At 46.9% G+C, this 22,038-nt stretch carries 19 protein-coding genes and 3 tRNA genes; 6 read left to right on the forward strand and 16 right to left on the reverse strand.

Annotated features, from left to right (window positions below; genetic code table 11):
- The first annotated feature begins 39 nt into the window (after nucleotides 1–39).
- The 6 genes from Q4A89_RS04210 (at nucleotide 40) to Q4A89_RS04235 (ending at nucleotide 5,169) form a co-directional block, all read left to right on the forward strand.
- Nucleotides 40–1,095: a YeiH family protein gene (locus tag Q4A89_RS04210; protein WP_303184006.1), complete on the forward strand. Its 1,056-nt coding sequence runs from the start codon at nucleotides 40–42 to the stop codon at nucleotides 1,093–1,095.
- 61 nt (nucleotides 1,096–1,156) lie between these two features.
- Nucleotides 1,157–1,666, forward strand: a complete 510-nt coding sequence (locus Q4A89_RS04215) for a peroxiredoxin (RefSeq protein ID WP_303184007.1) — start codon at nucleotides 1,157–1,159, stop codon at nucleotides 1,664–1,666.
- Between the two features lie 79 nt (nucleotides 1,667–1,745).
- A complete protein-coding gene (panB, locus tag Q4A89_RS04220; RefSeq protein WP_303184008.1) occupies nucleotides 1,746–2,567 on the forward strand; it encodes a 3-methyl-2-oxobutanoate hydroxymethyltransferase in 822 nt (273 codons plus the stop codon).
- 19 nt (nucleotides 2,568–2,586) lie between these two features.
- Nucleotides 2,587–4,065 (forward strand): proline--tRNA ligase, encoded by a 1,479-nt coding sequence (gene proS, locus Q4A89_RS04225; protein WP_303184009.1) that lies wholly within the window; start codon nucleotides 2,587–2,589, stop codon nucleotides 4,063–4,065.
- Between the two features lie 36 nt (nucleotides 4,066–4,101).
- Complete coding sequence (locus tag Q4A89_RS04230; RefSeq protein ID WP_303184010.1) at nucleotides 4,102–4,458, forward strand: DUF3127 domain-containing protein; 357 nt, start codon at nucleotides 4,102–4,104, stop codon at nucleotides 4,456–4,458.
- 147 nt (nucleotides 4,459–4,605) lie between these two features.
- Nucleotides 4,606–5,169 (forward strand): RNA polymerase sigma-70 factor, encoded by a 564-nt coding sequence (locus Q4A89_RS04235; RefSeq protein ID WP_303184011.1) that lies wholly within the window; start codon nucleotides 4,606–4,608, stop codon nucleotides 5,167–5,169.
- Between the two features lie 758 nt (nucleotides 5,170–5,927).
- Here the strand turns inward: Q4A89_RS04235 and Q4A89_RS04240 are convergent.
- From Q4A89_RS04240 to rpsU, 16 genes are all read right to left on the reverse strand, one after another.
- A complete protein-coding gene (locus Q4A89_RS04240; protein ID WP_303184012.1) occupies nucleotides 5,928–7,463 on the reverse strand; it encodes a helicase HerA-like domain-containing protein in 1,536 nt (511 codons plus the stop codon).
- A 24-nt stretch (nucleotides 7,464–7,487) separates the two neighbouring features.
- Entirely contained in the window at nucleotides 7,488–11,765 is a 4,278-nt protein-coding gene (gene rpoC, locus Q4A89_RS04245) for a DNA-directed RNA polymerase subunit beta' (RefSeq protein ID WP_303184013.1), read from the reverse strand.
- A 29-nt stretch (nucleotides 11,766–11,794) separates the two neighbouring features.
- Nucleotides 11,795–15,607 carry a DNA-directed RNA polymerase subunit beta gene (gene rpoB, locus Q4A89_RS04250; RefSeq protein WP_303184014.1) on the reverse strand — a complete coding sequence of 1,271 codons (3,813 nt, stop codon included), beginning with the start codon at nucleotides 15,605–15,607 and terminating at the stop codon, nucleotides 11,795–11,797.
- 116 nt (nucleotides 15,608–15,723) lie between these two features.
- A complete protein-coding gene (rplL, locus tag Q4A89_RS04255) occupies nucleotides 15,724–16,098 on the reverse strand; it encodes a 50S ribosomal protein L7/L12 (RefSeq protein WP_124750749.1) in 375 nt (124 codons plus the stop codon).
- Between the two features lie 42 nt (nucleotides 16,099–16,140).
- Nucleotides 16,141–16,668 carry a 50S ribosomal protein L10 gene (gene rplJ, locus Q4A89_RS04260; RefSeq protein ID WP_303184015.1) on the reverse strand — a complete coding sequence of 176 codons (528 nt, stop codon included), beginning with the start codon at nucleotides 16,666–16,668 and terminating at the stop codon, nucleotides 16,141–16,143.
- Between the two features lie 22 nt (nucleotides 16,669–16,690).
- Nucleotides 16,691–17,386, reverse strand: coding sequence for a 50S ribosomal protein L1 (gene rplA / locus Q4A89_RS04265; protein ID WP_124750747.1), 696 nt, complete (start codon nucleotides 17,384–17,386; stop codon nucleotides 16,691–16,693).
- Nucleotides 17,387–17,400: 14 nt separating this feature from the next.
- Entirely contained in the window at nucleotides 17,401–17,847 is a 447-nt protein-coding gene (gene rplK / locus Q4A89_RS04270; protein ID WP_014225272.1) for a 50S ribosomal protein L11, read from the reverse strand.
- 61 nt (nucleotides 17,848–17,908) lie between these two features.
- Nucleotides 17,909–18,451: a transcription termination/antitermination protein NusG gene (nusG, locus tag Q4A89_RS04275; protein ID WP_303184016.1), complete on the reverse strand. Its 543-nt coding sequence runs from the start codon at nucleotides 18,449–18,451 to the stop codon at nucleotides 17,909–17,911.
- A 9-nt stretch (nucleotides 18,452–18,460) separates the two neighbouring features.
- Nucleotides 18,461–18,649: a preprotein translocase subunit SecE gene (gene secE, locus Q4A89_RS04280; protein WP_014225270.1), complete on the reverse strand. Its 189-nt coding sequence runs from the start codon at nucleotides 18,647–18,649 to the stop codon at nucleotides 18,461–18,463.
- Between the two features lie 16 nt (nucleotides 18,650–18,665).
- Nucleotides 18,666–18,738, reverse strand: a tRNA-Trp gene (locus Q4A89_RS04285).
- Between the two features lie 47 nt (nucleotides 18,739–18,785).
- Nucleotides 18,786–19,973: an elongation factor Tu gene (gene tuf, locus Q4A89_RS04290; protein ID WP_303184017.1), complete on the reverse strand. Its 1,188-nt coding sequence runs from the start codon at nucleotides 19,971–19,973 to the stop codon at nucleotides 18,786–18,788.
- Nucleotides 19,974–20,029: 56 nt separating this feature from the next.
- Nucleotides 20,030–20,101: transfer RNA gene (locus Q4A89_RS04295), tRNA-Thr, on the reverse strand.
- A gap of 112 nt (nucleotides 20,102–20,213) precedes the next feature.
- Nucleotides 20,214–20,287 (reverse strand) — tRNA-Thr (locus Q4A89_RS04300).
- Between the two features lie 91 nt (nucleotides 20,288–20,378).
- Nucleotides 20,379–20,678, reverse strand: coding sequence for a ribosome-associated translation inhibitor RaiA (raiA, locus tag Q4A89_RS04305; RefSeq protein WP_303184018.1), 300 nt, complete (start codon nucleotides 20,676–20,678; stop codon nucleotides 20,379–20,381).
- Nucleotides 20,679–20,689: 11 nt separating this feature from the next.
- Complete coding sequence (locus Q4A89_RS04310; protein WP_303184019.1) at nucleotides 20,690–21,589, reverse strand: tyrosine-type recombinase/integrase; 900 nt, start codon at nucleotides 21,587–21,589, stop codon at nucleotides 20,690–20,692.
- A gap of 76 nt (nucleotides 21,590–21,665) precedes the next feature.
- Complete coding sequence (rpsU, locus tag Q4A89_RS04315; RefSeq protein ID WP_124750742.1) at nucleotides 21,666–21,857, reverse strand: 30S ribosomal protein S21; 192 nt, start codon at nucleotides 21,855–21,857, stop codon at nucleotides 21,666–21,668.
- Between the last annotated feature and the right edge of the window lie 181 nt (nucleotides 21,858–22,038).

Raw genomic sequence — 22,038 nt, forward strand, 5'->3', positions numbered from 1 at the left:
TTCAGCAGAAAGTACATGATGTACGATAAATTACAAAACATGATTAGTCAAGTGAACCGGATCGGGGGATATGGCATTCTTCTTTGTCTGTCACTTGCAATACCGGCATGGGGCTTAGGTCTTTTTTTTCCTCTTATAGGCGGACCGGTATTCGGCATTATAACAGGGATCATGATCGGTCATCTGATCAAAGATAAAACCCGGATCGCTTCGGGTATTTCGTTTGTATCGAAAAAAGTCTTGCAATACGCCGTCGTTCTGTTAGGCTTTGGTCTGGACTTGCAAACGGTCATCACGGTAGGGAGTACATCGCTTCCCCTTATCATCGTTTCTATCGGAGCGGCATTGACCGTCGCCTATCTCTTGGGCAAAGCCATGCATATACCAGCGGGCACAGCCACACTCGTGGGAGTCGGCTCGTCGATCTGTGGAGGATCGGCCATCGCAGCCACCGCTCCGGTGATCAACGCCCGTGATGAGGAAATCGCTCAGGCCGTATCCGTCATCTTTCTGTTCAACGTAATCGCCGCCATCCTGTTTCCTTGGTTGGGAGACGGATTGAATTTCTCGCATGCCGGATTTGCGCTCTTCGCCGGAACAGCCATCAACGACACCTCGTCGGTAACAGCTGCCGCATCGGTCTGGGACAGCATGCATCAGACCGGAACACAAGTCTTAGACCATGCCACCATCGTCAAATTGACCCGAACACTCGCCATCATTCCAATCACACTCTCTCTGGCCCTCTATCAGGCGAAAAAACAGCCACGTGCGAACGGATTTTCGTTGAAAAGAACATTCCCGATGTTTATCGCCTGTTTTATTTTAGCCTCTCTGCTGACCACAATCTGCAACTACGCAATAGAAAGAGGAGGATTACGCGGTGAATTTACGGACATGATTCAAGGAACTTTCTCTTCACTGAAGCAATTGAGCAAATTCTTTATTATTATGGCAATGACGGCTATCGGTTTAAATACGGATATAAAAAAACTGCTTCGGTCGGGGACCAAACCTTTACTGCTGGGACTATGCTGTTGGATCACCATCATTCTGGCAAGCATCGGTTTACAAAAGATGTTGGGTTTCTTTTAATTCTCTCTCCCGATGCGATGACAATAAGCAATCATCTTTTACTTTTAAACTCATAAATTATATGAAAACAAAAATGCTATTTTTCTGCTGGATGACCTGTATGCTCATCCCTGCTCTGAAAGCACAAGACAACTCGGCCTTATTGAAAATCGGTACGCAGGCGCCTGCTTTTACGTTGACCTCGATCGACGGTAAAACGGTCAGCCTCTCCGATTTCAAGGGACGTTACGTGTTGATCGATTTCTGGGCATCATGGTGTCACGACTGTCGAAAGGCCAGCCCCGAAATGGTGGCGCTATTCGCACAATACGGAAAGGAGAACATTACGTTTCTCGGCGTATCGTTCGACGACAAGCGCGAGAACTGGGAGAACGCCGTAAAACACGATCAACTGACGTGGACGCATGTAAGCGAACTGAAAAAATGGAAAGAAACGACCATTTCCGGGCAATACGGCATCCGATGGATCCCGACCGTCTACCTGATCGATCCCGAAGGGCGAGTGGCGTATGCCGATATTAACGGACGCGGGTTGGAAGAGAAACTGCAGGAGATTTTCGGACGCAAATAAAACCTTGCTACCATACAGCCCCTCGCGTTTTTTCCTGCAATAAAAAATAACTACCTTTGCCACGTTTTAAGTTTAGGAGATGTCAGTAGCAGTATCAGAAGACAACCGCAAGGTAACGACACACCGCCTTTTTGAAATGAAACAGCGCGGCGAAAAGATTTCGATGCTTACGGCCTACGACTATTCGATGGCACAAATCATCGACCGGGCAGGCATGGATGTGATTCTCGTCGGCGATTCGGCCTCGAACGTCATGGCAGGCAATGTAACAACCCTTCCCATTACACTCGATCAGATGATTTATCACGGCAAATCGGTGATGAAAGCCGTCAAACGGGCGCTTGTCGTCGTCGATCTGCCTTTCGGAACGTATCAGGGCAATTCGAAAGAGGCACTCGCCTCGGCCATCCGCGTGATGAAAGAGACCCATGCCGACTGCATCAAAATGGAAGGCGGGTCGGAAATCAAAGAATCCATACAACGTATCTTGTGCGCCGGCATTCCGATCATGGGACATTTGGGATTGACGCCGCAATCGATCAACAAGTTCGGTACCTACGCCGTCCGTGCCCGCGAAGAAGAAGAAGCCCGCAAACTGCTCGAAGATGCGCATCTGCTCGAAGAGTGGGGATGTTTCGCGCTGGTACTCGAAAAGATTCCCGCAGCATTGGCTTCACAGGTAGCTTCCGAACTGAAAATCCCCGTGATCGGTATCGGTGCCGGGGGCGGTGTAGACGGTCAGGTGCTGGTGATGCACGACATGCTCGGGATCAATCAGGATTTTTCGCCTCGCTTCCTGCGTCGCTACGCCAATCTTTACGAAGAGATGACCAAGGCGCTTCACACCTACATCGAAGATGTCAAAGCAGGCGATTTCCCGAACGAGAGCGAACAATATTAAAAAACGAAAACAAACTACAATGGCAAAAGAACTAAAGGAACTCACTTCACAGGACGAAAACTATTCACAATGGTATCAGGACTTGGTCGTAAAAGCCGATTTGGCCGAAAATTCGGCCGTGCGCGGCTGTATGGTCATCAAGCCCTACGGGTATGCAATCTGGGAAAAGATGCAGCGCATTCTCGACAATAAATTTAAGGAAACAGGACACCAGAATGCTTATTTTCCACTGCTGATCCCGAAATCGTTTCTGAGCCGCGAAGCTGACCACGTCGAAGGGTTCGCCAAAGAGTGCGCCGTTGTGACGCACTACCGTCTGAAGAATGACCCGGAAGGTAGCGGGGTCATCGTCGATCCGGCCGCCCGCCTCGAAGAAGAACTTATCATCCGCCCTACCTCCGAAACCATCATCTGGAACACGTATAAAAACTGGATTCAGTCGTATCGCGATCTACCGTTGCTCATCAACCAGTGGGCGAACGTGATGCGCTGGGAAATGCGTACGCGCCTGTTTCTGCGTACGGCCGAATTCCTCTGGCAGGAAGGCCATACGGCACATGCCACACGCGAAGAAGCCGAAATTGAAGCACGGAAGATGCAGGATGTCTATGCCGATTTTGCCGAAAACGATATGGCTATGCCTGTAATCAAAGGCGTAAAGACCGAAAGCGAGCGGTTTGCCGGTGCCGTCGATACATACACCATTGAGGCGATGATGCAGGACGGGAAAGCCTTACAGGCCGGTACATCGCATTTCCTCGGACAGAATTTCGGGAAGGCCTTCGATGTGACGTTCATCGATAAAGAAGGAAAGACCGACTATGCGTGGGCCACTTCGTGGGGCGTTTCCACACGGCTCATCGGGGCGCTGATTATGTCGCACTCCGACAACAACGGGCTGGTGCTGCCTCCGCATCTGGCACCGATACAAGTCGTGATCATCCCGATTTACCGCTCTGCCGAGCAATTGGCGCAAATCAGCGAGAAGGTCGATCAAATCATCGCCGGTCTGAAAGCGTTAGGCATCAGCGTGAAATATGACGACCGCGATACAAAGAAACCCGGCTGGAAATTCGCCGAATACGAGCTGAAAGGAGTGCCCGTACGCTTGGCTATGGGCGGACGCGATCTCGAAAACAACACAATCGAGGTCATGCGTCGCGATACGCTCGAAAAAGAAACGGTTACCTGCGATGGAATCGAGGCATACGTGAAGAATCTGCTTAAAGAAATTCAGAAGAATATTTTCCGGAAAGCGTTGGATAACCGTGAGAAGCATACGGTCAAAGTCGATACATATGAAGAATTTAAAGAAAAACTCGAAGAAGGCAACTTCATTCTGGCTCATTGGGACGGTACGCCCGAAACGGAAGAACGCATCAAAAACGAAACGAAAGCGACGATCCGCTGCATTCCTTTCGACGACACAACGCCGGGACAATGTATGGTAACCGGCAAACCGTCCGCACAACGCGTTCTTTTCGCACGAGCCTATTAATAATAGATGTTAGAAATATCATAAAGTGAAAGAAATATGGAAGTAAGAGGAAAAATCATCGTCGTTCAGCCGGTTCAGACGGGCGAAGGCAAGAACGGAACATGGAGAAAACAGGAATACGTGATCGAATATGACCGGAACGCTCAGTATCCGCGAAAAATGATGTTCAACCTTTGGGGAGACCGGATCGACCAGTTTAACATTCAGGAAGGACAGGATCTGAAAATTTCGTTCGACATCGATTGCCGTGAATACAACGGACGCTGGTATAACGATATACGCGCCTGGCGAGTGGAGCCGGATAACGAATCGGGCGGAATGCAACCGATCGATCAACCGCTTCCGCCGCCGGAAATTCCCCCTTCCGATCCGGCAGACGATCTGCCTTTCTGAAAACGGAAAGAGAGTCAGGAAACACTTCGCTCCGATGCGTCATTTCCTTACGTGCGACGCGACCGGTAGAAGTACCCGCAAGAGGGGGCCGGTAATAAACCGTACCTGCCCTCTCCCGTACGGATACTGCAATCTTTAACCTGAACTGTGGAAAAGAGAACGGATATATATGATTTCAACCGTTTGTATCACGACTACCGTCAACGATACATCCGTTTTGCCCGTACCTATGTACGCGACACGGCCACAGCGGAAGATATCGTAATGGACAGCTTGATGTACTATTGGGAAAACCGCTCCGTTCTGCCGCATCAGACGAATATTCCGGCGTATGTCCTGACTATCGTAAAGAACAGATGTATCAATTACCTGAGACGTGAGCAAAAACGTGAGGAAGTGGAACGTTTTATTTCGGAGTATGAGGCCTGGGAACTGAATGTGCGCATCTCCACCCTCGAAGCTTGTAATCCGGAGCAGCTCTTCTCTGAAGAAATACAGTCCATCATACAAAAGACGCTCAACTCCCTTTCGGAACAGTCGCGTCAAATATTTATCCGCAGCAAGTACGAACGCCAAAGTCATCGCGAAATCGCAAATGATCTCGAACTTTCAATCAAAAGCATCGAGTATCATATCACCAAAACGCTTAAAGTCCTCCGCCAAGCCCTTAAAGATTATTTCCCCGCTTTGCTCGTGCTGCTCGGTACTTGACTATTACGCAAGCTCCACAGTACGCCTAAAAATCGGATATGAAATGCGGTCTTTTTCGATGGACGAATGGATGCCTCAGCACACACGTTTGGGAGACTGATCGAATGATGCCGTATTCGTGACGAAATGTATATACAAAAAAGGAGCTCTCTCATTTTGAGAAAGCTCTCTCTTTATAGGAGGCCGCACTGCCGATATGAACAAACTCCGTATGACAGGTTTTGAGTGCCTTTGACGCCTTTGTAATCTGCTGTGCCGAAGCATTCACAAGGAATTGCAGCCCGCCATCAGCGCCAAGAGCGTGTCTCGGAATTGTATTTTATCTGATGAGTTTCCCAATCTAACAATGCGGCTTTACTCATTCTTCGTCTGCAAATATAACAGATTCTTAAACGACATCCAAATAATTCCCATGAAAAAAGAGTAAAAAAATCAAATTTTGACACAAACGTAAAATAAGATATCCCCTCTCATGAAAAAACAAAGGCGGTGTGTCATAACGGGCAAACTGCTTCGTTGCTTGCGGAATGAGAGCTCGGTCACATACCTTAGTATGCTCCCTCACCCTCATCCTTAGCGCCTTGCTTTTTACCCATTCTTACACACCTAAAGAGGGTGTGCCCAAATATTGCATTTTGACACACCCTCTTGTATTTATTCTTCTCGCAAAGTTCTGCCTATTTCAGATACAGCGCAGAAAACGATTACAACCTGCCCCAATCGTGGGTTTGGATAGCAAAGATACGAAAAACATGAATCTACTTCATCAGCGATCCTAACAAGCCACGACCAAATTTAAACAAGGTATTAACAACCTCGCGCTTAGCCTTAGTCGAAGCCATCTTGGTCAAACTCCCCATCACGCTATTGTCTTTCTCACGCTTGCGCTGACGCTCCAACCGCTCACGCTCGACACGTTCGGCGCGTTGCTGGCGCTCTAATTCCTTTTGTTGCTTGGCCTCTTCTTTCTGGCGCATGGCTTCTTCCTGTGCCTGCCGCGTTCGGGCCAATCGTTCGGATAGAATCTCAAATGCCGATTCACGGTCTACCGATCGTTCATATTTGCCGAACACGAGCGAGGTTTGCATCATTCGTCGACGTTCGTCCGGAGTAACCGGGCCGGCTTGCCCTTCGGGAGGAAGGATGACTGCACGTTCAACGATCGTCGGGCTACCTTTTTCGTCAAGGAACGAAACAAGCGCTTCCCCTACCCCAAGCTCCGTAATGACTTTCTTCGTATCGAATGCGGGATTCTGTCGGAAGGTCGACGCGGCCGTAGCCACCGCCTTCTGGTCGCGAGGCGTAAAGGCACGCAAGGCATGTTGCACGCGATTTCCCATCTGTCCCAGAATCGTTTCAGGCACATCAAGCGGATTCTGCGTGCAGAAGTAAACCCCTACCCCCTTCGAACGGATCAGGCGAACAACTTGTTCGATTTTCTCCAACAAGGCTTTCGAGATATCATTGAAAAGCATATGCGCTTCGTCGAAGAAGAAGACCAGTTTGGGCTTGTCCAGATCACCGACCTCGGGCAACTGCTCGAAAAGCTCGGAAAGCAGATATAACAAAAAGGATGTGTACACTTTAGGCGAGTGGATCAGCTTGTCGGCCGCGAGCACATTAATCAGGCCCCGTCCGCCCTGCGTCTGCATAAAATCGAAGATATCCAATGCGGGTTCTCCGAAGAATACGTCGCCCCCCTGTTCCTCAAGCGCCAACAACCCACGCTGAATCGCTCCGATGCTGGCCGGCGAAATATTACCGTACGACACCGTATATTTGTCTCGTTCCGTACCGAGATGTTCGAGCATCTTACGCAAATCTTTCAGATCGATCAGCAAAAGCTGCTCATCGTCGGCAATACGGAAAGCGATCGTGAGCACACTGCTCTGTACGTCGTTCAGGTCCAGCAGGCGGCTGAGGAGCATCGGTCCCATCTCGGAGACTGTTGTACGTAACGGATGTCCCTGCTCTCCGAAAATATCCCAAAAACATACCGGAAAGCCACGATATTCGAAGCCTTTTTCTGTCAAACGATGCTGATCGACATTTTTTTGTAGGTTCGGATTGCTGCCTCCCGGCCTGCTAATCCCAGAAAGATCGCCTTTGATATCCGTGGCAAACACGGGAATGCCCATACTGCTGAAAGTTTCAGCCATATTTTGCAAGGTGCACGTCTTTCCCGTTCCGGTAGCTCCCGTAATCAGCCCATGACGATTCGCCATTTTGGGGAGAAGGCAGATATCCTGCCCCTCCGCAATGGCTATAAGCGCTTTTTGATTCTTATCCAGCATAAGAGCATTGTTAAGAATGAACTTTTATTTATCCATCTTCACATCCGAAAGGTCGACCACATTGGCGCGGCTGGCTGCGATCCGGTCAAATTCATCCTTGGCACCAACGGTCAGCTTTTCAAATTCACGCTGACCCGTTCCGGCCGGAATCAAATGACCACAGATTACATTTTCTTTCAATCCTTCGAGACGGTCGATCTTTCCACAGATCGCGGCTTCATTCAACACTTTGGTCGTTTCCTGGAACGATGCGGCCGACATAAAGCTGGTAGTCTGCAAAGCTGCACGTGTGATTCCCTGCAAGATCTGGTTCGTCGTTGCAGGAACGGCATCCCGTGCTTCTACCGGTCGCTTGTCGCGACGCTTCAGCATACTGTTCTCGTCGCGGAGTTTACGCGCCGTGACAATCTGTCCCGCATTGAGTGTCGCCGAATCACCGGCATCCGTCACCACCTTCTTACCCCAGATACGGTCATTCTCTTCCATCACTTCGAGCTTGTCAACGACTTGCTGCTCGAGGAAACGAGTATCTCCCGGATCTACGATTTCGACCTTGCGCATCATCTGACGAACAATCACCTCAAAATGTTTATCATTAATCTTCACTCCCTGCAGACGATACACATCCTGCACCTCGTTCACGATATACTCCTGAACGGCGGTCGGACCTTTGATCGCCAAAATATCGGAAGGAGTAATCGCTCCGTCGGAAAGCGGCATACCGGCACGTACGTAATCGTTTTCCTGCACCAGCAACTGCTTCGACAAGGGAACCATGTATTTCTTCACTTCCCCAAGCTTCGAGGTCACCATGATTTCACGATTACCGCGTTTGATTTTTCCGAAGCTGACTTCACCGTCGATCTCCGAAACAATAGCCGGATTAGATGGGTTGCGCGCTTCGAACAATTCCGTAACACGTGGCAATCCACCCGTGATATCACCGGTCTTACCTACCGCGCGCGGAATCTTTACCAGCACCTCACCCGCTTTGATCATATCGCCTTCTTCTTTCACCACATGGGCGCCCAAAGGCAACGAGTAATTCTTCAGCGGCTCATTGTCGGCATTCAAAATATGTGCGGCCGGTATCTTCGTCTTATCTTTCGATTCGATGATGATCTTCTCTTTCAAACCGGTCGTTTCATCACTTTCTACCTTATAAGTCACATTTTCATCCATGCTTTCGAAAGAAAGCTTTCCTGCAACTTCCGAGACAATCACGGCATTGAACGGATCCCACTCCATAATCTTATCTCCCTTCTGAATCATCGCTCCATGATCGAAGAACAATTTCGATCCGTAAGGGATATTATGATTATGCAAGATGATCTTCGTATGAGGATCTACGATACGAAGTTCCGCCAAACGGCTGACTACAATCTTACATTTTTCCGTTTCGGACTCTACGGCACGCAACTCATCAATCTCAAGTACTCCGTCGTATTTCGAAACGAGACTGTTTTCCGTTGCAATATTCGACGCGATACCACCGACGTGGAACGTACGAAGCGTCAACTGTGTTCCCGGTTCACCGATAGACTGTGCGGCAATCACACCGACTACTTCACCTTTCTGCACCATTTGTCCCGTTGCCAGGTTACGTCCGTAGCACTTCGCACAAACGCCTTTCTTCGACTCGCAGGTCAGCACCGAGCGAATTTCAACGCTCTCGATCGGCGAGTTTTGTATCTCGGTCGCCTGCTTCTCACGAATTTCCTCACCCGACTTAACGATGATTCTACCCGTAATCGGATGGATAATATCGTGAACCGATACACGGCCAAGGATGCGTTCGTAAAGCGATGCAATCACTTCTTCGTTGTTCTTCAACTCCGTACAAGTCAGCCCGCGCAATGTGCCGCAGTCTTCCTCATTGATGATCACATCATGTGACACGTCGACGAGACGACGGGTCAGATAGCCGGCATCGGCCGTCTTCAACGCTGTATCCGCCAAACCTTTTCGAGCACCGTGCGTGGAGATAAAGTACTCCAGCACCGACAATCCTTCTTTAAAGTTCGACAAAATCGGGTTTTCAATAATCTGTCCGCCGTCGCTTCCGCTCTTTTGCGGCTTGGCCATCAATCCACGCATACCCGAAAGCTGACGAATCTGCTCTTTCGAACCACGCGCTCCCGAATCCATCATCATGTAGATCGAGTTGAATCCATCGTCGTCAGCGCTAAGTTGATCGATCAGGGTCTTCGACAAACGGCTGTTGACGTGTGTCCACGTATCGATAATCTGATTATAACGCTCGTTATTCGTGATGAAACCCATGTTATAGTTCGCCGTGATCTGCTCTACTTCATCATAGCCTTCTTTCACGATATCATCTTTTTCCGGCGGAATCAACACATCGGCCAAATTGAACGACAAACCGCCCTTGAAAGCCATATAATAGCCCAAATTCTTGATGTCGTCGAGGAACTGAGCCGTACGAGCCACACCACATGCCTTGATCACCCGGCTGATGATATCGCGCAGCGCTTTCTTTCCCCAAACTTCATTAATATATCCGACTTCATCCGGTACATATTCATTGGCCATCAAACGACCGACAGAAGTTTCCACCATCTTCCTGACCGTTTCTCCCTCTTCATCCAAATCGTTCACATAGACCTTAATCGGGGCATGAATATTCACCTTCTTTTCGTTGTATGCAATCATCGCCTCTTCAGGACCATAGAACACAAGGCCTTCGCCTCGCGCTCCTCGCCGGAGCTTCGTGATATAGTACAAACCAAGCACCATGTCTTGAGAAGGCACCGTAATTGGAGCACCATTCGCCGGATTCAGGATATTATGCGAGGCAAGCATCAACATCTGAGCTTCCAGCACGGCCTCATTACCGAGCGGCAAATGGACAGCCATCTGGTCGCCGTCGAAGTCGGCATTGAACGCCGTACAAGCCAACGGATGCAACTGAATAGCCTTTCCTTCGATAAGCTTGGGCTGGAACGCCTGAATACCCAAACGGTGCAACGTCGGAGCACGGTTCAGCAAGACCGGATGTCCTTTCATCACATATTCCAGAATATCCCATACGACCGGTTCTTTGCGATCTACGATTTTTTTGGCAGATTTGACCGTCTTCACAATGCCGCGTTCAATCAACTTACGGATGATAAACGGCTTATATAACTCGGCAGCCATACCTTTCGGCAGACCGCACTCGTGCATTTTCAATTCGGGGCCGACCACAATGACCGAACGTGCAGAATAGTCGACACGTTTACCCAACAGATTCTGACGGAAACGTCCTTGTTTTCCTTTCAAGCTGTCTGAAAGCGACTTCAACAGACGGTTGGCATCCGTTTTCACGGCGCTTGACTTGCGCGAATTATCGAACAATGAATCGACCGCCTCCTGCAACATACGCTTTTCGTTTCGAAGAATAACTTCCGGGGCGCGGATATCAATCAACCGTTTCAGACGGTTGTTACGGATAATCACGCGACGATATAAATCATTCAAATCGGAAGTGGCAAAACGACCTCCATCCAGCGGAACAAGCGGACGCAATTCCGGCGGAATGACAGGTACCACCTTAATAATCATCCATTCCGGCTTATTCCGGCCTTTCGACGCACGAAACGATTCAACCACCTGCAAACGTTTCAGTGCCTCATTCTTTCGTTGCTGCGACGTGTCTGTCGTTGCATGATGACGCAAATCGTACGATAAGGTATCCAAGTCCAAACGAACAAGCAAGTCGTAAATCGCTTCTGCACCGATTTTTGCAATAAACTTGTTCGGGTCGGAATCTTCAAGCATTTGGTTTTCTTTCGGTAACGTATCGAGGATATTCAGATACTCTTCTTCGGACAATAAGTCCATATCATTAACACCTTCTGCCGCCCCTTTCTGGATCACGATATATCGTTCATAGTAGATAATCGAATCCATCTTCTTGGTAGGTAGTCCCAGCAGATAACCGATCTTATTCGGTAAAGAACGAAAATACCAGATATGTGCCACCGGAACGACTAACTGAATATGTCCGGAACGCTCACGGCGCACCTTCTTCTCCGTTACTTCCACTCCGCATCGGTCACAAACAATTCCCTTATAACGAATACGTTTATACTTTCCGCAATAACATTCGTAATTTTTTACCGGGCCAAAAATCCGTTCGCAGAACAAACCGTCGCGTTCGGGTTTGTACGTACGGTAATTGATCGTCTCCGGCTTCAATACCTCTCCGTACGAGTTTTCAAGAATCTCTTCCGGCGAAGCCAGTCCGATGGTAATCTTCGTAAACTCACTCTTTATCTTATTTTCTCTTCTAAAAGCCATATTTTTCTCTATTTTATAAAGAGTTATCTTTAATCTAATGTAAGACTTAAACAAAGGCCTCTCAACTCGTGAAGCAATACATTCAACGACTCGGGAATACCCGGTTTAGGCATATTCTCGCCTTTCACAATCGCTTCGTATGCTTTCGAACGGCCGACTACATCGTCCGACTTGATTGTCAAGATTTCTTGCAAGATGTGAGCGGCCCCGAAGGCTTCGATCGCCCAAACCTCCATCTCTCCGAAACGTTGACCACCAAACTGCGCCTTACCTCCTAACGGTTGCTGCGTAATCAATGAATACGGACCGATGGAACGAGCGTGCATCTTGTCGTCGACCATGTGTCCCAACTTCAAGAAGTACGTAACTCCTACCGTTGCCGGCTGGTCAAAGCGCTCTCCCGTGCCGCCGTCATACAAGTAGGTCTTACCATAACGCGGTATGCCTGCTTTATCAGTCCATTCATTCAAATCGTCGATCGATGCTCCGTCGAAAATCGGCGTAGCGAATTTCACATCGAGCGTCTTTCCGGCCCATCCCAAAACGGCTTCAAAAATCTGTCCGAGGTTCATACGCGAAGGTACACCCAACGGGTTCAAACAGATATCCACCGGCGTACCGTCCTCAAGGAAAGGCATGTCTTCCTGACGTACAATCTTCGAAACGATACCTTTATTACCATGGCGCCCGGCCATCTTATCGCCGACTTGAATCTTACGTTTCTTGGCAATGTAAACTTTGGCTATCTGCACGATTCCGGTAGGCAGCTCATCTCCAATCGTGAGATCGAACTTCTTCCGGCGCAATTCGGCATCTAATTCCTTATATTTCTTCAGATAATTAACAATCAGCTGCTTGATCAGCTCATTCTTATGGGCGTCAGTCGTCCATTTGCTTACCTGCACCGTGTTATAATCCAACTCTTCCAAGGCTTTACGCGAGAATTTGGCGCCACGGGCAATAACCTCCGTATTCAAATAGTCTTTTACGCCTTGCGAGGTTTTGCCGTTCGTGAGTTCCTGCAACTTATCGACGAGCAAGCTCTTCAATGCGGCCATCTTTTCTTCGTATTCTTCGTCCAGCTTCGGCAGTACAGCCTTATCGGACATACGAGAATTGCGTTTTTTCACCATCTTCGAGAACAGGCTCGTTTCAATAACGACCCCTTGCAACGAAGGCGTCGCTTTCAAGGAAGCGTCTTTTACGTCGCCGGCCTTGTCGCCGAAAATCGCACGCAACAACTTTTCTTCGGGAGAAGGATCGGACTCTCCTTTCGGCGTGATCTTTCCGATCAGGATATCGCCGGGTTTAACGTGTGCGCCTACACGGATGATACCACGCTCGTCGAGGTCTTTGATGGCTTCCTCACTCACGTTCGGGATATCGGAAGTTAACTCTTCCATACCACGCTTCGTTTCACGCACTTCCAGGATATACTCATCCACATGAACCGACGTAAAGAAATCTTCACGAACCATGCGTTCATTCAGTACTACGGCATCCTCATAGTTATATCCCTTCCACGGCATATAAGCCACTTTAACGTTACGTCCCAAAGCAAGCTCTCCGTTTTGTGTCGAATAACCTTCCGTCAGGATATCCCCGGCTTTTACGCGTTGACCGCAACGACAAATCGGGCGCAAATCGACGGTTGTACTTTGGTTCGTTTTCCGCCATTTCGGAATGATATACGTTTTCACCGCATCTTCGAAGCTTACAAATTCCTCATCTTCCGTGCGGTCATATTTAATCTTGATACAAGTAGCGTCTACAAAGACGATTTCGCCCTCTCCTTCTGCGATAATCTGGGTGCGCGAATCACGAGCCACCTGTGCTTCAATACCGGTTCCGACAATCGGAGCATCGGTACGAATCAACGGTACGGCCTGACGCATCATGTTCGATCCCATCAAGGCACGGTTCGCATCATCATGTTCGAGGAAAGGAATCAACGCCGCCGCAATCGAAGCGATTTGGGTCGGAGCAACGTCCATCAAATCGACCTTCTCCGGTTCTACCACGGGGAAGTCGGCTTCATACCTCGATTTCACCTTATCGCGCACAAAACGTCCGTTATCATCCAACGGGGCATTTCCTTGGGCTACGATCTTATTCTCTTCTTCTTCGGCCGTATAATATTCCAAAGCCTCTTCCGAGAAATCCACTCTTCCTTCTTCGACCTTACGGTAAGGAGTAGCGATGAATCCCAACTCATTGATTTTCGCATACACACAAAGCGAAGAAATCAAGCCGATATTCGGACCTTCCGGTGTTTCAATCGGACAAAGACGTCCGTAATGCGTATAATGAACGTCACGCACCTCAAACCCGGCACGTTCGCGCGAGAGACCTCCGGGACCTAAAGCCGACAAACGACGCTTATGGGTAATCTCTGCCAACGGATTCGTCTGATCCATAAATTGCGACAACGCGTTCGTCCCGAAAAAAGAGTTCACAACCGACGAAATCGTTTTGGCATTGATCAGATCGATCGGAGTGAACACCTCGTTATCACGAACATTCATCCGTTCACGAACGGTACGCGACATACGCGCCAGCCCGATTCCAAACTGGTTATACAACTGCTCACCAACCGTCCGGACACGACGGTTACTCAAATGGTCAATATCATCTACAACTGCCTTCGAATTAATCAGTTCAATCAGATATTTGATAATTTCAATAATATCTTCTTTCGTTAAGACCCTGATATCTTCGCTGGTAGTCAATCCTAACTTGCGATTTATGCGGAAACGTCCCACATCTCCCAAATCATAACGCTTTTCGGAGAAGAACAAGTTCGTAATTACTTCTCGTGCGCTGGCTTCATCAGCGGGCTCCGCATTACGTAACTGACGATAAATATACAATACGGCTTCCTTCTCCGAGTTACTCGGATCCTTCTGAAGCGTATTGTAAATGATCGCGTAATCGGCCAGATTCTGATCTTCGCGGTGTAACAAAATATGTTGTACCCCCGAATCAATGATTTCATTGATATTATCTTCGCTCAGTTCCGCTTCACGGTCGATAACCACGTCATTACGCTCGATAGAAACGACTTCGCCCGTATCTTCATCGACAAAATCTTCCACCCATGTCTTCAACACGCGGGCAGCCAATTTTCGCCCGATATATTTCTTTAAGTTCGTTTTGTTTACTTTGACTTCTTCCGCCAAGTTGAATATCTCCAAGATATCCTTATCGCTTTCGAAACCGATAGCACGCAACAAGGTTGTTACAGGCAGCTTTTTCTTACGGTCGATGTAGGCATACATCACGTTGTTGATATCCGTTGCAAACTCAATCCATGAACCTTTGAACGGAATAATACGGGCAGAATATAATTTCGTCCCGTTGGCATGCGTATTCTGTCCGAAAAATACACCCGGCGAACGGTGTAACTGTGATACGACAACACGTTCGGCACCGTTTATCACAAACGTCCCGCGATCCGTCATATAAGGAATTGGGCCCAGGTAGACATCCTGAATTACCGTGTCGAAATCTTCGTGTTCCGGGTCGGTACAGTATAATTTAAGTTTGGCTTTTAACGGAACACTGTAGGTCAATCCGCGCGCAATGCACTCGTCAATCGAATACCGGGGCGGATCTACATAATAATCCAAAAACTCCAACACGAAATTATTTCGTGTATCCGCGATAGGGAAGTTTTCGGAAAACACTTTATACAAGCCCTCCTTTTTTCTTTTTTCGGGCGGCGTATCAAGTTGTAAAAAGTCTTGAAATGACTTCAATTGTACTTCGAGAAAGTCCGGATAAGCGAGGAAGTTCTTTATCGAAGCAAAATTTATCCTTTGAGTTTGAGCTGCAGAAGACATTTAGTTAGTAGTTAGGAATTGTTTTTGAACTTGTAATGAAATAGACACAAAAAGGTTAAGAATCCCCGACTTACGGGGAGACTTAACCAAATCACCTGTTTATCAGGCTATAGACACTATTTAAGCTCAACTTCTGCTCCTGCTTCTTCCAACTTTTTCTTCAAATCTTCAGCCTCGGCCTTAGCCACACCTTCTTTTACGTTGCTCGGAGCACCGTCAACCATATCTTTTGCTTCTTTCAAGCCCAGACCGGTCAACTCTTTCACTAATTTAACGACTGCCAGCTTATTCGCACCAGCGGACTTCAGCACTACATCGAAAGAAGATTTCTCTTCAGCGGCTGCTGCGCCTGCTGCCGGACCGGCTGCTACCGCTACGGCTGCGGCTGCCGGCTCAATACCGTATTCCTCTTTCAAAATCGTCGTTAATTCGCTCACTTCCTTTACGGTAAGATTTACTAATTGTTCTGCAAAAGCTTTCAAATCTGCCATTTTTGTATGATTTAAATGATTATTATTCTGTTAATTAAATTTTCATCTCTTCTCGAGAGTTTGTAAAATACCATGAATAGCTTGTCCGGATGAAGACTGCAAAGCAGACATCACATTCTTGATCGGTGACTGCAACAATCCAATCAAATCTCCAATCATCTCTTCTCTGCTCTTCAGACTTGCCAGGGCATCAAGGTTCTCTGCTCCTATGTAGAAGCTTTCTTGTACATAGGCGGCTTTCAGTTGAGGTTTCACCTCTCCCTTCATGCCTTTTGTAAAATCCTTCATCAAGCGAGCCGGAGCATTGACCACATTCGAAAACATAACGGCCGTATTTCCCTTGAGGGTTTCATACAAGGCCGAATAATCCGCGTCCATGGACTCCAAAGCCCTTTTAAACAAAGTATTTTTTACAACGACTAACTTTACATTTTCTTTGTAACAAACTCTTCTCAACGCACTCGTCTTCTCCGCATCCAATGCTTCGATGTCCGTCAAGTAGAAGTTCGCATATTCTTTCAATGTTTCGGTCAACCGTTCAACAACGATACTTTTATCTTCCTTTTTCATTTGTTCCTAAACTTTAAAGTAATTAATCTTCAACCGTCTTCGGGTCAACCTTAATACCCGGACTCATTGTACTAGAAAGATAAATGCTCTTTATATAGGTACCTTTGGCAGCCGACGGTTTCAATTTGATAAGTGTTGAAATAAATTCTTTCGCATTTCCACTTATCTGCTCCGGGCTGAAAGATACTTTACCGATGGAAGAGTGAACGATTCCGGCTTTGTCGACTTTAAAATCGATTTTGCCTTGTTTCACCTCTTTCACGGCGTTCCCAATTTCATTCGTTACCGTTCCGCTCTTAGGATTCGGCATCAAGCCGCGAGGGCCCAACACACGTCCTAATGCACCGATTTTACCCATGATTGCGGGCATCGTGATGATGATATCGATATCGGTCCATCCACCTTTAATTTTTTCGATATATTCATCTAGTCCCACATAATCGGCTCCGGCTGCTTTAGCCTCGGCTTCTTTATCAGGAGTACACAATGCAAGAACCCTTGTTTCTTTACCTGTCCCATGAGGAAGTGATACCACCCCTCTCACCATTTGGTTGGATTTACGGGGGTCAACACCGAGACGAACATCCACATCTACCGAAGCATCGAATTTAGTCGTTGTAATTTCTTTGACTAATGCCGAAGCTTCCTGTAACGTGTACATTTTCCCTTCTTCAAGCTTACCCTCCGCCAATTTCCGATTTTTCGTTACTTTACTCATCTTCCAATTGACTTTTAATGGTTCGTTTCCGGGAATGTCCCAGTTACCGTAATACCCATGCTTCGCGCTGTACCGGCGACCATCTTCATCGCAGATTCAACGGTAAAGCAGTTCAGATCGACCAACTTGTCTTCCGCAATTGCCTTCACCGTATCCCAAGTGACTTGCGCCACTTTTTTACGGTTGGGCTGTGCCGATCCGCTCTTTTGCTTGCTGGCTTCAAGCAGCTGCACAGCAACAGGCGGTGTCTTTACGACAAAATCAAACGTCTTATCCGCATAATAGGTAATTACCACAGGTAACACCTTACCGGCCTTGTCTTGGGTTCTGGCATTGAATTGCTTGCAGAACTCCATAATATTTATTCCCTTGGAACCCAATGCAGGTCCAACGGGAGGAGAAGGGTTGGCCGCTCCTCCTTTTATCTGCAATTTAATTTGTCCAGCAATTTCTTTCGCCATCTTTCTTTAATTTAATATTTAATTCAGATTTTGGAAAAGTACTCGTCATTCGTAACAATGATTACTCTTTTTCCACTTGTACATAACTTAATTCAAGGGGCGTTTTACGTCCAAAGATTTTGACAATCACCTTGAGTTTCTTTTTCTCCGCATTTACTTCTTCAATGACACCACTGAAACCGTTGAAAGGTCCATACGTTACTTTCACCGTTTCACCTACATAATATTGAACATCGAGTTCTTCCGGTTGTTCTTGTAATTCATCCAGCGTTCCTAACACACGGCTCACCTCCGACGGACGTAACGGAACAGGGTTTTCCAACCCGCCCAAAAATCCGATTACATGAGGTATTTCGCGCAAACGATGGATCACCTCTCCCACCAGATTGGCTTCCACCAATACGTATCCGGGCAAATAGGCACGCTCCTTGACGACCTTTTTGCCATTACGCATGGTGAACGTCTTCTCTGTCGGGATAAGTACCTGAGAAACATAATTTCCCAAGTCCGAATTTCTCATTTCGGCCTCCAGATATTCACGCACCTTATTCTCCTTCCCGCTGATTGCGCGGAGAACATAGAATTTTTGTTGAGAATCTGACATTACAAAACCTTATAAACTGTAGATGAATTTCATCACAGCCTCAAATCCAAAGTCAATGGCGCCAATAAGTACTGCTATGATAAGGGAAGCAAACATAACAACGACAGCACTATTTGACAACTCCGCTTTCGTCGGCCAAGAAACCTTATGTACAAGCTCGTTATACGAGTCTTTGATATAAGCTATTACTCTCTTCATTATTTGTTATTTATTGCACGGAAGGAGAGGCTCGAACTCCCGACACCTGGTTTTGGAGACCAGTGCTCTACCGACTGAGCTACTTCCGTAAAGTACAGTCGGCCGTTATAGGCGAACCGACTGTATGTGTGATTTATTAGTCTATCAACTCCGTAATCTGACCGGCACCTACCGTACGGCCACCTTCACGGATAGCAAAACGCAAACCAATGTTACATGCTACAGGATAGATCAATTCCACTTCGATCGTCACGTTGTCACCGGGCATAACCATTTCTACCCCACTCGGCAGAGAGATTTCACCTGTCACGTCCAACGTACGGATATAGAACTGCGGACGATATTTGTTGTGGAACGGCGTATGACGACCACCTTCTTCTTTCTTCAAGATATAAACCTCTGCCTTAAATTTGGAGTGAGGTTTAACCTGTCCCGGATGGCAAAGTACCATACCGCGCTTGATTTCATTCTTATCAATACCACGGAGCAACAGACCTACGTTATCTCCGGCTTGACCTTCGTCCAAAATCTTACGGAACATTTCAACCCCCGTCACAACAGACTTTCTTCCTTCAGCACCCAAACCGATGATCTGAACTTCATCTCCGGTATGAACCACACCCGTTTCAATACGTCCTGTAGCAACCGTACCACGTCCCGTAATCGAGAACACGTCTTCAACCGGCATCAAGAACGGTTTGTCCACATCGCGCGGAGGCAACGGAATCCAAGTATCAACAGCATCCATCAATTCCATGATCTTTTCTTCCCATTTCGCATCTCCATTCAATCCACCCAATGCAGAACCTTGAATAACAGGAGTATTATCTCCATCGAAATTGTAGAACGAAAGCAGTTCACGCATTTCCATTTCTACCAATTCCAACATTTCAGCATCGTCAACCATATCGCACTTATTCATAAACACGACCAGACGAGGAACGTTTACCTGACGAGCCAACAAGATGTGTTCGCGAGTCTGAGGCATCGGACCGTCAGTAGCCGCAACAACGATGATCGCACCGTCCATCTGAGCAGCACCCGTTACCATGTTCTTCACATAGTCGGCGTGACCCGGACAGTCTACGTGTGCATAGTGACGGTTTGCCGTCTCATATTCCACGTGCGACGTGTTAATGGTAATACCTCTTTCTTTTTCTTCCGGAGCATTGTCGATCGAATCGAACGAACGCAATTCAGAAAGACCTTTCTTCGCCAAAACAGTTGTAATAGCAGCTGTCAAGGTAGTTTTACCATGGTCAACGTGACCAATCGTACCGATGTTTACATGCGGTTTTGTCCTGTTAAAATGTTCTTTTGCCATAACTCAAATTGTCTTTTATGTAATAATTAATAATTTTCTTCTTTCTATTTTATCTGAGCCGGTGCCGAGACTTGAACTCGGGACCTCTTCCTTACCAAGGAAGTGCTCTACCGCTGAGCTACACAGGCATTACACACTCGTTTATAAACAGACCATATATTTTTAAATGTACGCATGTACTATAATATAATAGCAACCTGTTCAAAAACTATTTTTCTATTCGCTCACTCTTCTCTTTCGAGCCTCTTGTCGGATTCGAACCAACGACCCCGAGATTACAAATCACGTGCTCTGGCCAGCTGAGCTAAAGAGGCCTTTCGCATAAAATGAGCCGCTTCGTGGTAAGCGAAACGGCTGCAAATTTAGACATTATTTTATTACGTAGCAAATTTCCACCTTTTTTTTTTACTTTGCCCTGCTTTTTTCTTTCACTTTGATCAATTGCTTCTCTAAAGCAACAACTGCATCGTCAACAGCTTCTTCGAATGTATCACTTACTTTCTCGGCAAAAAGATCGTTGTTTTTTATCTTTAAACGAATCCCAACCTGTTTGTTTTGAACAGACTCTGGCTTCACAACACGCAAAGCCACCTCTGCCCCCAAAATGCCGTCATGATACTGATTCAGTTTTGAAACTTTTTTTTGAATAAACGCTTCCAAACGCTCGGTTGCATCAAAATGAATTGCTTGAACTCTGATTTCCATAATTTACCTCCTTACTTTTTTGCTCTTGGATGAGCATGATACATTTTTTTTAATTCTTCAAAAGTAATATGCGTATAGACAGAGGTAGAAGCCAGACTGCCGTGTCCGAGCAACTCTTTCACGGCATTCAACTCCGCTCCGTCATTCAACATACTCGTTGCAAAAGAATGTCTGAGCACATGCGGACTGCATTTTGCCAACATCGGGACACCGGACAATCGTTCCCTGACGATACGATAGACGATAGACCCCGTCAAAGGCTTGCCATTTTTCCGCACAAAGAGATGCATGGAATCATCGACAGAAATTTCTTTTTCTTTCTCCGAGATATAATGTACAATCATCTCTTTTAAGCGCTCCGCAAACGGAATGATACGCTGCTTATTACGCTTACCGTTCACCCTGAGCTGCATGGCTTCCATATCAACATCGGCATGCCGAATTCCGACAAGCTCCGAGCGCCGGAGACCTGTCTGATACAACATTTCAAGCAACAGACGATCACGGCTACCCTCAAAATCGGAATCAAAGGAAGAACCGTCAAGCAAATCCGCCATCTCTTTCTCTTTCACAAAAGAAGGTAAAGGGCGCGACATCTTAGGCCCGACCAACAAACGTACCGGGCTTTCAGACAACACTCCCTGCTTCAACAAAAACTTAAAGAACGATTTCAGCGAACTCAGCTTGCGGTTGACCGAGCTGGAAGCCATTGACCTATCCAAAAGAGAAACCATCCACGAACGAACACAATCCGCATCGATCAACCGAACATCAATCGCTGCCCCTTCCGCATTCGCACGGACGAACGCTTCAAACTGAAGCAGATCCCGCTCATATGCCGCTACGGTAAGAGCCGAGTAGCCCCTCTCATAGCGAAGGTAACTTAAAAATGGCTTAATAAACGTATTCACGCCGCATTGTTTTAACGCGACGAATATAAGGAGTTTTTTTTATTAAACCAAAAAAGGTGGTAAAAAAAACGGATGATTACTCTTCAGCCTGCTGTAATTGCTGCACGTAAATCGCACGAATACGTTCTTTTCTTTTTTCAACGGAAGGTTTGGAAAAAGCCTGACGTTTTCTCAGCTCTTTTACAACCCCTGTTTTTTCAAACTTTCTTTTGAACTTCTTCAATGCTCTTTCGATGCTTTCGCCTTCTTTTAATGGAACTACAATCATAAATTATTACTTTAATGCTTATTTTATTTTTTATTTCATCCGTAAAAATCGGGCACAAAAGTACGGATAGTTTTATTACTTACAAAACTTTCCGATATATTTTTACCCGAACAAAGGGATTCGGTTCTTTTTATCTATCTTTGTGCCGAATCAACACGGAAGAATTCATTCATAATAATGT

Source organism: Tannerella sp. (genome assembly GCF_030528505.1).
GTDB lineage: Bacteria > Bacteroidota > Bacteroidia > Bacteroidales > Tannerellaceae > Tannerella.

Excerpts from the sequence above, each read along its gene's own strand:
- Q4A89_RS04210 (WP_303184006.1), top strand. The coding sequence starts at position 40 with ATGATTAGTCAAGTGAACCGGATCGGGGGATATGGCATTCTTCTTTGT.
- Q4A89_RS04215 (WP_303184007.1), top strand. The coding sequence starts at position 1,157 with ATGAAAACAAAAATGCTATTTTTCTGCTGGATGACCTGTATGCTCATC.
- panB (WP_303184008.1), top strand. The coding sequence starts at position 1,746 with ATGTCAGTAGCAGTATCAGAAGACAACCGCAAGGTAACGACACACCGC.
- proS (WP_303184009.1), top strand. The coding sequence starts at position 2,587 with ATGGCAAAAGAACTAAAGGAACTCACTTCACAGGACGAAAACTATTCA.
- Q4A89_RS04230 (WP_303184010.1), top strand. The coding sequence starts at position 4,102 with ATGGAAGTAAGAGGAAAAATCATCGTCGTTCAGCCGGTTCAGACGGGC.
- Q4A89_RS04240 (WP_303184012.1), bottom strand. The coding sequence starts at position 7,463 with ATGCTGGATAAGAATCAAAAAGCGCTTATAGCCATTGCGGAGGGGCAG.
- rpoC (WP_303184013.1), bottom strand. The coding sequence starts at position 11,765 with ATGGCTTTTAGAAGAGAAAATAAGATAAAGAGTGAGTTTACGAAGATT.
- rpoB (WP_303184014.1), bottom strand. The coding sequence starts at position 15,607 with ATGTCTTCTGCAGCTCAAACTCAAAGGATAAATTTTGCTTCGATAAAG.
- rplL (WP_124750749.1), bottom strand. The coding sequence starts at position 16,098 with ATGGCAGATTTGAAAGCTTTTGCAGAACAATTAGTAAATCTTACCGTA.
- rplJ (WP_303184015.1), bottom strand. The coding sequence starts at position 16,668 with ATGAAAAAGGAAGATAAAAGTATCGTTGTTGAACGGTTGACCGAAACA.
- rplA (WP_124750747.1), bottom strand. The coding sequence starts at position 17,386 with ATGAGTAAAGTAACGAAAAATCGGAAATTGGCGGAGGGTAAGCTTGAA.
- rplK (WP_014225272.1), bottom strand. The coding sequence starts at position 17,847 with ATGGCGAAAGAAATTGCTGGACAAATTAAATTGCAGATAAAAGGAGGA.
- nusG (WP_303184016.1), bottom strand. The coding sequence starts at position 18,451 with ATGTCAGATTCTCAACAAAAATTCTATGTTCTCCGCGCAATCAGCGGG.
- secE (WP_014225270.1), bottom strand. The coding sequence starts at position 18,649 with ATGAAGAGAGTAATAGCTTATATCAAAGACTCGTATAACGAGCTTGTA.
- tuf (WP_303184017.1), bottom strand. The coding sequence starts at position 19,973 with ATGGCAAAAGAACATTTTAACAGGACAAAACCGCATGTAAACATCGGT.
- raiA (WP_303184018.1), bottom strand. The coding sequence starts at position 20,678 with ATGGAAATCAGAGTTCAAGCAATTCATTTTGATGCAACCGAGCGTTTG.
- rpsU (WP_124750742.1), bottom strand. The coding sequence starts at position 21,857 with ATGATTGTAGTTCCATTAAAAGAAGGCGAAAGCATCGAAAGAGCATTG.